The 12,310-nt window shown below is 59.1% G+C and carries 12 protein-coding genes; 7 read left to right on the forward strand and 5 right to left on the reverse strand.

Translation table 11 applies throughout. From position 1 onward, the window contains the following. Positions 1–25: 25 nt before the first annotated feature. Complete coding sequence (locus DES53_RS18590; RefSeq protein WP_113959789.1) at positions 26–1,120, forward strand: amidohydrolase family protein; 1,095 nt, start codon at positions 26–28, stop codon at positions 1,118–1,120. Between the two features lie 28 nt (positions 1,121–1,148). Here DES53_RS18590 and DES53_RS18595 read toward each other — a convergent pair whose 3' ends face one another. Together DES53_RS18595 and DES53_RS18600 are read right to left on the reverse strand one after the other, a co-directional pair. Continuing rightward, complete coding sequence (locus DES53_RS18595; protein WP_113959790.1) at positions 1,149–1,742, reverse strand: hypothetical protein; 594 nt, start codon at positions 1,740–1,742, stop codon at positions 1,149–1,151. A gap of 50 nt (positions 1,743–1,792) precedes the next feature. Beyond that, the gene (locus tag DES53_RS18600; protein WP_113959791.1) at positions 1,793–2,587 is read right to left on the reverse strand and encodes a 3-keto-disaccharide hydrolase; all 795 of its coding nucleotides are present in this window, start codon (positions 2,585–2,587) and stop codon (positions 1,793–1,795) included. 139 nt (positions 2,588–2,726) lie between these two features. Between DES53_RS18600 and tsaA the strand changes: the two genes are divergently transcribed. Together tsaA and DES53_RS18610 are read left to right on the forward strand one after the other, a co-directional pair. Continuing rightward, positions 2,727–3,401: a tRNA (N6-threonylcarbamoyladenosine(37)-N6)-methyltransferase TrmO gene (gene tsaA / locus DES53_RS18605; RefSeq protein WP_113959792.1), complete on the forward strand. Its 675-nt coding sequence runs from the start codon at positions 2,727–2,729 to the stop codon at positions 3,399–3,401. 200 nt (positions 3,402–3,601) lie between these two features. Beyond that, complete coding sequence (locus DES53_RS18610) at positions 3,602–4,483, forward strand: phosphotransferase family protein (protein ID WP_113959793.1); 882 nt, start codon at positions 3,602–3,604, stop codon at positions 4,481–4,483. Between the two features lie 36 nt (positions 4,484–4,519). Here DES53_RS18610 and DES53_RS18615 read toward each other — a convergent pair whose 3' ends face one another. Both DES53_RS18615 and DES53_RS18620 read right to left on the reverse strand, forming a co-directional pair. Continuing rightward, entirely contained in the window at positions 4,520–4,843 is a 324-nt protein-coding gene (locus DES53_RS18615; RefSeq protein ID WP_113959794.1) for a hypothetical protein, read from the reverse strand. Between the two features lie 91 nt (positions 4,844–4,934). Beyond that, positions 4,935–5,555, reverse strand: coding sequence for a hypothetical protein (locus DES53_RS18620; protein ID WP_113959795.1), 621 nt, complete (start codon positions 5,553–5,555; stop codon positions 4,935–4,937). Between the two features lie 225 nt (positions 5,556–5,780). Between DES53_RS18620 and DES53_RS18625 the strand changes: the two genes are divergently transcribed. Further along, positions 5,781–7,097, forward strand: coding sequence for an FG-GAP repeat domain-containing protein (locus tag DES53_RS18625; RefSeq protein ID WP_170157212.1), 1,317 nt, complete (start codon positions 5,781–5,783; stop codon positions 7,095–7,097). Between the two features lie 112 nt (positions 7,098–7,209). Further along, a complete protein-coding gene (locus DES53_RS18630; protein WP_113959797.1) occupies positions 7,210–7,767 on the forward strand; it encodes a hypothetical protein in 558 nt (185 codons plus the stop codon). Positions 7,768–7,828: 61 nt separating this feature from the next. On the opposite strand, the gene DES53_RS18635 is transcribed toward DES53_RS18630, so the two are convergent. Then, a complete protein-coding gene (locus DES53_RS18635; RefSeq protein WP_147263481.1) occupies positions 7,829–9,829 on the reverse strand; it encodes a CehA/McbA family metallohydrolase in 2,001 nt (666 codons plus the stop codon). A gap of 117 nt (positions 9,830–9,946) precedes the next feature. On the opposite strand from DES53_RS18635, the gene DES53_RS18640 reads away from it, so the two are divergent. Both DES53_RS18640 and DES53_RS18645 read left to right on the forward strand, forming a co-directional pair. Further along, on the forward strand, positions 9,947–10,789 hold the full coding sequence (locus DES53_RS18640; protein ID WP_113959799.1) for an ankyrin repeat domain-containing protein: 843 nt from the start codon (positions 9,947–9,949) through the stop codon (positions 10,787–10,789). A 13-nt stretch (positions 10,790–10,802) separates the two neighbouring features. Then, positions 10,803–12,113 (forward strand): right-handed parallel beta-helix repeat-containing protein, encoded by a 1,311-nt coding sequence (locus DES53_RS18645; protein WP_170157213.1) that lies wholly within the window; start codon positions 10,803–10,805, stop codon positions 12,111–12,113. Positions 12,114–12,310: the final 197 nt, after the last annotated feature.

A 12,310-nucleotide genomic window follows, 5' to 3' on the forward strand; every position in this document is an offset into this window, starting at 1 on the left:
CGCCATCCAAGGGTAACGAGTGCGTATGCGCCTCACTCTTCCCAAATGGTTCGACCTCCACACCCACTTCCGTCAGGGGCCCGCGGTGGCGGCCTACGTGAAGGCGCACAAGGACATGGGCTGTGCGGGGGCGCTGGCGATGCCGAATACCCAGCCGCCGGTCTCCAGAGTCTCAGGCGCGGCGCAGGGTGATGGATGGTCCATCGATAGCTACACCACGGACCTCCGGGCGGCAGGAGCAGATGCCTTTGAGCAACTCATTGTGCCTCTATATCTGACACGCCAGACCACGGCAGAGATGATTCGCGAAGGTGCTGCCTCTGGCGCGCTACGGGCCTGCAAGTACTACCCTCCGCACGGCACCACGAATGCGGAGCACGGGATGCCGATGGATGAGCTCATCGGCAGCGATGTCTTCAAAGCCATGGAAGACGCAGGTGTGGTGCTGTGCATCCATGGGGAGCAGCATGCACTGAGTGGGCCCGAGTACATCGATGCCCAGCAGAATGCGGAGACTCGCTTCTACAGTGAACGGATGCCTCGTCTTGTGGAGGCGCATCCGCGGTTGCGGATCGTGTGCGAACACATCACCACGCGCACCGCGGCGGAGTTTGTGGCGAGTGCGCCCGCACACGTCGGGGCGACCATCACCCCGCAGCATCTGCTCTACACGCTGGGGCATTTGATTCAGGGACTGAAGTACCATCTGTACTGTCTGCCTGTCGTGAAGTTTCAGGACGACCGTGCTGCGCTGCGGAAAGCGGTGACGACCGCCGGACAGGCGAAGTACTTTGCCGGAACGGACAGCGCCCCACACACTACGAAAGCCACTGCGTGTGGTTGTGCAGCGGGTTGCTTCACGGGAGGCTGTGCCCCGCAGCTCTACGCGATGGCCTTTGAAGAAGCTGGGGTGGACCTCGGTGCCACCGAAGGACAGGCTCTCTTCGAACGCTTCCTGTGCCTCAATGGGCCGGCGTTCTATGGGTTCCCGGCTTCCACGCAGCAGTTCCAGATGGAGAAGGCGTCCTCAAAGGTCGAGATGCTGGAGACCGCCGCCGGTCCCGTGACACCTCTCCCTGTGGGCATGGGCATCGAGCTGACGTGGCGCATCGTGGCGTGAGGCAGGCACACGCCGCGACGTCAGACTTTCAGGCCTTCTTCTTAGCTCCGAACAGTTTCTGGCCCAAGGCGTACACGATGCATCCTACCAGCAACAAGGGCAACAGCATCGCCAGCCCTCCGCAGAAAACGCTGAACTTCCAGTTGGCGACCACGAACATTTTCAATTCGGTAGCCTGGGAGTCCTTCAGGAAGGTGTTGGACTTCTCCAGCACGGAATCGAGGTTGAAGGGCGTCACCGGCACCGGAGCCTCCTGGCTTTCTCCCTTGATGACGAGGAAGCCCTGATCCTCAGACGTGATCTTCTCGTTTCGGCCACTGCGCCGCTCGACCCTGGTGGATCCACCCTTGAAGTCCCTTCCCACGCTCACCACAGGATCGATGGTGTACGTTTTGAACGGGATGAAGAAGTACAGGCAGACACTTGCCTTGGCGGAGACCCGCTCCCCTTGACGCTCAAACTTGACCCACGCCACCGGACAAAGGGCCGTGACCAATGCCGGGACGCCGAAGCAGACGAGCAGGGCAAAGAATTGGAGGAAGAGGTTCAGCGGATCATTCTTGGCACCGGTTCTTCTAACCGGTGGATCATCATTGAAGATGGGGCTGACGCTGTTGCTCACAAATCTCCCTCACGCATCATGCCGTGCATCATGCAATGGAAAAAGTGAGCTCACTTGGACGCCTGCTTTTTGGGCTTCCCGCCTCCCTGCGGCACTACTTTGACCGCATCGGCCGGGACGGGAGCCTGGGCGGGAGTAAGTAGCGGCAGGTCTGCGGGGAGATGCTTCACGAAGAAATCCTTGTACTGGATCTTCATGGCGGGACCCACGTGTACCTGCACCGCGACGACACCTTCCAAGGCGCGACCTGTTTCATCCAAGTCGACTACGTCCACGGTCTGCACGCCATCGATCCAATGCTGGTGATGATTGCCCTCCACGACTACGCGGTAGTCATGCCACTCGTCCGGTGGGAAGACTTGCGTGGGCAGCTTCCCCACGACCCAAGGCTGGCCCTGGGGATCGATGACCACCTTCTCTCCCGTGTGCGCGAGAATGCGGCGGCCACGCTCCTCATAGAGCATGCCGTTGTAGTCCTCTCGCGCGGGCACCACATCGCACTGATAGCCGGTGACCACCCATTCACCGAGGTCTGGCCGCTCCTTGCCGCGGTACTGCAGCCCGCTGTTGCCACCCTTGGTGACCTTGACCTTCACGCGCAGCTCGAAGTTCTTCACCTGACCACCCTTCCAGGTGATGAAGCGGTTGTAGTCGAGCTTGCCATCCGTCACACCGGTCAGGGCGCCGTCTTCCACAGACCAGTATTTGTCACTGCCACTCCAGCCTTCGAGACTTCTGCCGTTGAAGATGGCTATAAATCCCTCTGGTGGGGACGGTGCTTTCTCCTCCGCAGCGACAGGCAGCACGAAAGCAAGGAGTGAAAGAAACGGAAGTAATCTGTGCATGATGTTTTGAGTTGGACCGGCTGCTGATAAACGGAGGCATGGCGTGACTCTCTTTCACGATCCACAGACGCAGGTCCCTCCGCCTTTGCGCGCCTTGACTTCTCTCCAAGCAAACGCGGTATTAGCGCCCGATACCTTCATGCACACTCTCAACCCCATCGCCACCCTGCGTACGTGTTATACGGACAAGTTCGGTGTGCCGCGTCAGTCCGGGCTAGCCTCGAGCGCGTGGGGGGTCATCGAGTTTGAGCCGTCGTATCGGCGTGAGGAAGCGGTGCGGGGCATCGAGGATTTCAGTCATCTGTGGCTCATCACGCAGTTCCACCTTGTGGAAGAAGAGCCGAAGACCTTGATGGTGCGTCCCCCGAAGCTGGGTGGGAATGAACGGAAGGGTGTCTTTGCCACCCGCTCGCCATTTCGCCCAAACCGGCTGGCCCTGACGGTGGTGAAACTGGATCGGGTGGATCTCGAAGGGGAACTGGCGCCGAGGTTGTTTGTCTCCGGGGTGGATCTCGTGGACGGCACGCCGGTCTTCGATATCAAGCCGTATGTGCGCTATGCGGACTCGATTCCTGAGGCACGCAGCAGTTTCGCAGACAAGGCACCACCTACGGTGCCGGTGGAGTGGGAATGTGAGAGCGCGGTGCCAGCCGAGGTGCGAGAGGTGATCGCGCAATCGTTATCACTCCAGCCGCAGCCAGCCTATCACGAGGATGCCATGCGCGAATATGCCACGGAAATTGGAGGATGGCGCGTGCGGTGGGTGATCGCGAAAAATGGCGTGTGCGTGAGGAGTTGTGAGAAAGTGGACTGAGGAGTTGGCGTAGGGGGTGGTCCGCATACTCTGTGTGCGGGCATGAGATCGTTGCTCCAGTATCCTGTCATGTCCTTCGAACATCGCAGACTCGCCCACGCCTGACCCGCACACGGAGTGTGCGGACTACCAAAGGGCATGGGTCGATGCCGTGTTTTAATCTTGCATCGCCTACGTGAATAGAACATGCACAGGGATAGATGAGCGAACGTGACACAGCCCTCCCCATCCGCGCTGCTACAGAAGTGCTGGCGGCATATGGCGTCATACCGGATCGATGTGACATTCTCCAGAATGGCCACACACTGGTGCTGCGACTCACGGAGGACCTCGTGGCGCGCGTGGTGCAGGACGTAGATGGGCCACGGCAGGGCACGGAGTGGTTTGAGAGAGAGAACGCAGTCGCGCAGCATCTCACAGAAAAGGGTGCGCCGGTCATTTCGCTTCATGACGGTCTGCCCTCAGGACCGCATGAGCATTTGGGATACCCGATGAATTTCTGGAAGTTCGTCACCTCGATTGATGCAGAACCGAATCCGGAAGACATCGGCAGGACTTTGCATCAGTGCCACGAGGTGTTGCGTTCCTGTGCACAACCACTGCCGAAGCTGGCCATCATGACGGAAAGCCTCGCACTGCTGGACACCCTGACGGAGAAGAATGCCTTCCCGGAGCCCACGCTGACGCTCTTACGCGCTCATCTCACCACGTCGCTGGAGGTTCTGGACCATGGCCCACATCAGCCTCTGCATGGTGATGCGCACATGGGCAACCTGATGAACACTACCATCGGGCTTCTATGGTCGGATTGGGAGGACACCTTCTGCGGACCCGTCGAGTGGGACATTGCTTCCGTCATCTGGAACGCGAAGATCCTTGAAGAGGATTACGACACCACGGAAAGCATCCTGACTGCCTACCGGCAAGCCGGAGGCCAAATCGACGAGACGCTCCTCCAACAAAGTCTCATCGCCCGCGCGGCGGTGATGACCGCATGGTATCCCGTGCTCTACCCCAACCCCAACGCGGAACGGCAAAGCAAGCTGCAGCGACGCGTCGAGTGGCTGGAGAAGATGAGATAGGCAACCGCAACCAGCATCACCAAGCCGAAGGCGACATCAGCCCAGCTTCGGTCTGATCGTCTGCTGCTGCTGGATCTTGTTGTTCTGCTCCGGGGGCGTCCAGGATTCGCCATCCTTGGTATAGCCCAAGACGGTGCCTACTTTGGGCACTTCTTGTTTGGTCTGGTCGGAACCATCGATCTTGTTGTCGCGATTGAGATCCTTTTCCTGGCGGTCGCCAGTACCGATGACGCCATCGCGGTCTAGGTCCCGGCTGCGATCATCCGAGGCATCCACGATGCCATTGTGGTCCAGATCCCGGCTCAGGTCGGGCTTGGGCTGTTGCGGCGGAGGAGTGGTAGGCTTGGATGTGCTGGCCATGGCAAGAGGGAGGTAAGAATGGCGGTAAGGGCTTCTCCAGACTGATTCGGCAGGTCGCCGGTGAAGTTACGCCCTTTCAGCCAGCCTTCCCCTATTTTTTCTCCGTGTCCGCAGGGGGATTCGGCAGCAGCTTCGGGTCGTATTTCGCTCCTGCTGAGACCTGAACGACGGTCATTCGGACTTTCGTGGGGAAGAATTTTCCGTGATCCGTCCGCTTGTGGGCGTGGCCTTTGCCACCGCTGTTGTCCTTGATGACGAGATGCATTTCCTTGATGCCCTCGCTCCAGACAATGTCCCCGTTTTGCCAGAACTTCGTCATGGGGATGTCTTTCTCAAACACGCCGGCATCCTTGTACACATCCGTATTGAAGCAACCGTAGCCGTGATTCTGCCCCTTGTTCGGGATATAACACACACTCCAGGTAGTAGCCTCCCCGCCCTCGGGCTTCTCCAGCACTTCGAGGCGCACGTGCGCGGTGCCATTGCGGTAGTCTACCGGGGCGGTCCAGTCCTTGGGGCGCTCCGCATTCATCATCGGTCCGCGCACATAGTAGTGGGAGGGGCTCGGCTTGGAGTTGTCCGCCTGTTCCTTGGTAAAGGTAAAGGTCACGTCGAAGAGAACAAACTGCTCCGCGCGGCAGAGAGAGACTGAAGCGACGAAGAGAAGGAGGAAGGGCGCGAAGGCTGGAAGAAGCAAATTTCTTTTGTGCATGGTGTTGAGATCTGTTTTAAAAAATGGCTGAGGCTGAAACAGGCTACGCGGAAGCCTGGGGTGGGGCCATTCCAGATGATTCCACTCCGCAAGGCAACCGTGCAGTCGTCAAAATCGCAACCAGATGGAGCCACTCAAGCGGCTCTGCGAACTGCGCAGCGCACGCGACATCATTGACTACGAATGAAAGATGCACCCACCAGACTCAGGCGTTTCTCTAAATCCGTGGGCTTCCTCGCTGGCGCCGCGATCCTTGCGTACGCGTGGTGGTGGTTCAGCCGGACACCGTACGACACACTGACCGATGTGTGGAGGGCGGCAGGATCGGAGCAGCGTTCCAGCTGGGCGATATCGCTCAACGATCCGCAGCATCGTCTGATTGCGGTGGCCCATAATGACGGAACACTGCAAGTCTTCCGCGAAAGCTCCGGAGGGTGGCGGGAGACGTGGAGGGATGCCTTCCCCAAGCGAACGCGCATGTCTTTCGTGACGGTGCCACGGGATGAGTCCAATCCCAAGACCTGGTGGGAGAAGGCCCTCATCAAAGGACGGAGGCTGTACGACCCCGAGTACCAGATGGATATGGCTGGATCTGGAAACACGGTCACCCAGGAGGCTTTCATTCCAAAGATACTCCTTGCGGATCTCAATGGTGATTCCATCAGCGATCTCGTGGTGGCAGACGAGCGGCTGTGGATCCTGCAAGGCACGGTGGAAGGAAAATTCACCCGTGTGTGGGAGAGCCCAGAGCGCTTCTCGCCCGATCCAAAGGACCTGGTGGCGCAGGATCTGGATGATGACGGCAAGCCTGAAGTACTGCTCCTCAACTATCTGAACAAAAAGGAACGTCGGCCAGAGCACGAGTGGCAGTCCCTGCTCGTCTACGGTGTCAATCCGGAATCCCCAGAGTGGAAGGTGCAACGCATGACGGACATCTTGCTGACAGATTCACACGGTTTCCATTCTACGTCGTCGCTGATCGCAGGCGATTTTGACGGGGACAAGCAGGTGGAGCTTCTGGTGGGAAATTCCAATGGCGACGTCTGGGTGCTGGAGATGCAGGCGGGTGCACTAAAACAGATTGGCAATCCATGGCATGTACCCAAAGGAGGCGCCTGCAACCTGGGCACCGGTGATCTGAACGGTGACGGCAGACCTGAGATGCTCGTGGGCACCAATGGCGGCCATGTCTACGCATGCGCCGTGGAGCCCGACGGCGCGGTACGCGTGCTGGGTACAACCATGGCAGGACGGCTGGCCTATTCCGTAGGCAATGTGGATGTGAATGGCGATGGCACCGAGGAGATGATGGTGGTACGCGGCATACGTGGCTATGCCGACATGAAAAAGGAGGATGTGATGGCCGAGCTGTGGACGCTGGATGAGAAGGCTGGCACCCTCGTGCGCTGTTGGGGACAGCAGGTACCCGTGCAGTCGGAGCCCGTGGCCATCAATCTCGATGGTGGACCGTCTGAGGTGATGATTCTCCACAGCAAGTACCGCCCACGTGTGCTGCGCCCCGAACTGCCTGCCGCAAAATAGACGCGGCGCGGCACCTGCGCCTGCGCTCTGCGATTTTGACTCTCCGAGTGGGTGCACTGCCCCGTCGTTTCAGGACATTGCGGGCGCTGCGCACTCATGTAACCTGTCTCCCATGAAGAGACGTTCCTGCCTCCGGGCTGCCCTCCTGTTCTTCATTCTGTGCCAGACCACCTTCCCAGGCGCTTCGATACAGGCCGAGGAGGAGAAGTGGGACGTGCCTCTGGAAGCCGACAAGGACGGTTGGAAGATTTACCGCAATGCGCGATTCGGCATGGTCCTGCCAGTGCCTCCGGGGCTCACGCCCACGAGGCCACCGGACAACGGTGACGGCCAGGCCTTCAAATCCGCTGACGGCAAGGTGACGCTGCTGGTCTATGGCTCCTTCAACATTGATGGTCTGGGAGACGTGGCCGCACGCTGGAAAACAGCCCTCGCGGCGCCGGACCGCACCATCACCTACAAGCGCAAGACGGAGGAGTGGTACGTGGTCTCCGGCGTCACCAAGGACGGCATCGGCTTCTACGAACGCTACACGGCCAACAGCAAGTACTGTTCGGGCTGGGAGATGACCTATCCGCAATCTGAGGAGAAAAAGTACTCAACTTGGATTGAGCGGATCGCAAAAGGATATGAAGCACGCTTGGGGAAAGGCGTCGACACGTTGGAGTAGCTGGCCGTTCTTGAGAAAGAACCGGCTTGTGACCTGCTACCCCTGACGAGAATCCAAATCGTCAGGGGTTCACCGTTGCGGTGGGGAGCGACGCCACCTGCGTGATCACACTCTGATCATAACCACGCAGAGCCTCCTTAAGCTTCGCTGCGTCAGTTCCATGCTGTTTCACCAGGGACTCTGCATAGGAGAAGGCTGACTGGAACTTTCCGTCGCTGTCTGCGTCGAGCCACACGGGATTTGTCGAGCCGATGACACGCGGGTTGAAGGTCTTGCTGTTCGGCTGGTAAGGGCGGGGAATCTCCCAATATGGGGCGGTGACTCCCGGGCCGGTGGCGATGACCACGAGATGCACATCGTGTTTCGGCCGGGGAATGTCCCATGTGACGCTGGCTTTCTCTCCCGGCTTGCCGTCATCGGTGATCTTCTGTTCGCGGAAAAGGATGCCATTGGCATAGAGCGCCACGTGATCAGCCTTTGCCCATGATGGGCCGTACACCTTTGCGGTCACTTTCACGGTTTCGCCCAGGCCAGTGGCGAGATCTCCGACGGTGAATTTTTCATCCACACGCACCTGCGCGAGCAATCCCATGCTCACGAGCAGACGTCCCTGCTGATAGCTCTGCCACACCTTCTCCAGGTCCACTCTGGAAGGGTCCGCATCTGGCACTGCGACATACGTTCTCCCCTGCCCGAGGATGAAGCGGCTCACGTCGTGGCTGTCACTGGAGCCCACGGCGCTGATGCGATGACCACGATTCAGCAGCGCAAACCAATCGCGGTACAGGAGGTGGATATCCGACTGCATGGCTGCGGACGTGATGACCTCCATGGCGTCGACATTCCGCAAGGCTTCTGCCTGCCGGTGCTTCCCTGTTTCCGACGAGAATTGCAGCCCCCCCAATGGGACGAACCCGCTATGGAGATCCCGCGGATGATTCAGGGTGATCACCTTTACACCGGGTGTGGCGCGCATCGCAGGGATGAGCACGGACCAGTCATCTTTTGTGTGGTCCACCACCGGTGCGCCCGGTGCGATGGGGAAAGCATTGAAGTGACCGTGCTTCGTGGTGACTTCGTTTCCAACCGCGGTGGTGAAGCGGTCGCTGATGCCCATGCGAGAGGCGACCGGTGCGTAGTCCACGTGATGATTGTGATCCGTGGCAATAGCGAGCTCGATGCCTTCACCCGCGATGGTGAGCATGCGTTCCTCAATCGTCGCATCACCATGCCTGGCGTATGTAAACGTGTGGATGTGGCTGTCTGCGGCGACCCATCCGTCCGTGGGCACCTCACGCGCGAGTTGGAGATTCACAGGTGGATTCCCACCGGCTTTCACGCTCAACTTTGCTTCTGCCACGCCCCACTCAAAGCCACGACTCGCATACAGAACGTACTCTCCCGGCGGCAAGGTGAGATCAGCCTTGCCGTGCTGTGTGTAGACCACCCCAGTGCGCGCTGCTGTCTCATTCGCAGGTTGCGCACGCAACGCCGCCAGGGTGCCGTCCGCACGGGTAATCGTGAGCCGACAGGGCAGCTCTTTTCCCGTGGCTGCGTCCGTGACAGCCACACGGAGGACACCACCACCAATGGCTTCCGAAACCGGCTGTGGAATGATTCTCACCGGGCCTACTTCGATATCGTCGAGGTTGGGTGGAGGCGTGATCTCCAGCACATTCTCACCCTCCTTGAGGACTCCCGGAGCAAGGGCAAAGACGGCGTCCTGGGCGGGCTCCGCGGTGGTGAGTGTGCCAAGCTTCTTGCCGTTCAACAGAACCGGCCACGCAAGCTTCACATCCTTCTGCCGGAGGAGGAGGGTGTATTCAGTTTCGTTGGGCTTTGAGTCGAAGTGCCATTTCAGCGACTCGGCTTCCACCGGCAGCCCCTTGTAAATCTCCCACTCATACTGACCCGCGCGACCGAGGTGCAAGGTCTTTGACTCCAGGATGCGCATCTCGTGCGAAGATTCAGCGGCGAAGAACCACGCCGCAGCCATCACACCAAGAGCGGCAATGATTCTTGCAAGGGGACGTGAAGAATTCAACAAAGGGGCAAAAGACATCGGAGAATCTGCATACAGCTCGAAATTTGTGCTCCTTTCACGTGTCCCCTCCGGGCGCGAATTGTCTGGCTGGTCTGGAACATTCATCCTAGCCTGCGAGGAAGACTCTTTGCTGTCATGTCGATGATGTCGCGCCTTCGCATTCTTCCCGCCTCACTCGCACTCATGGTCTTCGCGAGTCCGGTCCTGATTTTCGCCCAGGAACCGGTTTCGGAGAAGGAGACGACGCGGGAACCTGACGAGCTTCATGAGCTGGCTGGTGCAGGTTCGGTGGCTGCCACCACAGGCAACATCCCACTGATGAAAGCGCTGCTACAGGCTGGCCTGCCAGTGGATTCACCGCTCACGCTGGATCCGGAAGGGCACGCCAGCTGGACCGCGCTGCATCTCTGTTGCATCCACAACCAGCCGGCGATGATGAAATTTCTTCTCAAGCATGGCGCTCACCGAGATACACGGGATGCCTTCGGTAAACGACCGATTGATTCCGCCATGGAGAAGGGAAACGAAGTGTTGTGCAAGCTGCTGGCCATCCCGGATGAAAAAGATACGATGCTGGACGGCATCCCTCGAGGCGTCATTGAGGAACTCTTTCAGGGCGAATTCTGGAATGACCCCAAGCTGACGACATTCGTGTGCGTGAATGGCAAAGACCCCGGCTCCACCCTGATGTTCCTTCTGGGTGAGCTCGGGGAAAAGCGCGTCAACTTCTCCCTCATGGAGGTGGTAGAGAATCAGCAACCCCAATACCGCCACAAGCAATCGAAGGAACCCGGTCGGCTGGTCGAAATCGAGATCACACCTCAAGGTGAGTTTGGAAAGGGAGAATCGGTGACTTCCTACCACTGGAGCATTCGCATCACGACTGGAAGAGCGCTCTCCGGGGGAGGCATCAAGGGAGTGATCAGCCGCCGCTATGGCTACTGGATTATCAGCGACCAGGTGGGCTGGGACGAATAAGGACACACACCTCATGAAAACGCAATTTGCACTCAGGTTTCAGCCGGCACTGCCCGTCACGGCGGCGTGCTGGCTCATGATGGCTCTCACACTTCAAGCTGATGTGTATGTGAGCCCGGCTGGTGCTGGCAACAAGGATGGCAATTCCCGGGAGCATGCCGCCGCCGCGCAAGCAGGAGGGCTACAAAGAGCCTGGGACGCCCTCCCCGCTGAAGCCACGCTCTGGCTCCTGCCGGGAGAGTACAAGGACGCCAGTCTGGACATCGCTCCCCGGGCGGATGGAAAAGCGCGTGTACTGGCGGGCCTGGCTGAAGGCGGGAAGCGTGCGGTATTCATTGGAGACTTCGACAAGACCCGCCCCGGCAAGACCGGTGGGCACGTCATCACCGTCATGCAGGAGGCCAGTGACTGGGTGCTGAAGGACCTCGACTTTCGCGATGTAAACACAGCTGTGCATCTGCTGGGTGGAAACACCAACGGCAAGCTCGAGGGATTGCGCGTGTATGGTTCGCGAGAGGGGATTCGCTCCGAGGGCAAAGGCAAGGCGGCAACCGACAGCAAGGACATCACGGTGAGCGATTGCGTGTTTGAGCACTTCACGAAGCGCGGCCTGCGTCTCCTGGCGGGACACAAGAACATCACCATGGAGCGATGCAGCGCGGATGCCGGTGGCAAGGAGTGGGCCACGGAACCCTTCCAGATGGGCTTCGCGGTGGAGAATGACTGCGATGGAATCAACTTCACGGACTGCGTCGCACGGGGCAGCTACAATGATGCAGGAAAGAAGTACTGGAATGGCGACGGCTTCTGTGTGGAGCAGGCAGGCACCGTGACCTGGACGAGGTGCCGGGCTTTCGACAACACCGACGGCGGCTGGGATACAAAAGCAAACTTGTCCGTGTTTGTGGACTGCATCGCCCTGCGCAACAAGCGGAACATCCGCGTGTGGGGCAAGGCGACCCTGGAGAATTGCCTGGCTGCGTATGCCCAGTATCCCAAGGGCACGGATGGGGCATGTGTGTGGAGCAAGGGTGAGGTGGAATTGAAGAGATGCACCTTGGTGGGTTCACGTCCGGTGGAGTGCGAGGACGGAGGAAAAGTGACGCTGGAGAAGAGCTACATCGTACCGGTACCAAGAACCGATGGTGAGCGGGGTTACATTCCACTTGAGTGGACGAGAGTGGATGACAGCGAATTTGTGATGAGCGATGCCGACGGCGTGAAGAAACTCTTCGTGGCGCCCGAGAAGGAATTTGAGGGTGGGACAGGATTTAACCGGAGGGAGGGCGGCAGCGAGGTGGGATACAAGCACAGGGAGAAGTAATACAAGAGCGCCTCATGCTGCCCCAAAGTAGATTCGGTGTCAGCCGAATCAGGAGCAGGTAGCAGGACCAAGAGGCATGGCACATGTCCTGAATTCGGCTTCAGCCCAATGCCATGAAGGAAAATGCGGGGTATTTTACCATGGTATGAGCTTAAACTCGAAGTGACCATTGCGGGAGGAGCGCTCATGGATACGTG

Origin of the sequence: Roseimicrobium gellanilyticum (assembly GCF_003315205.1) — a bacterium.
Taxonomy (GTDB): domain Bacteria; phylum Verrucomicrobiota; class Verrucomicrobiia; order Verrucomicrobiales; family Verrucomicrobiaceae; genus Roseimicrobium; species Roseimicrobium gellanilyticum.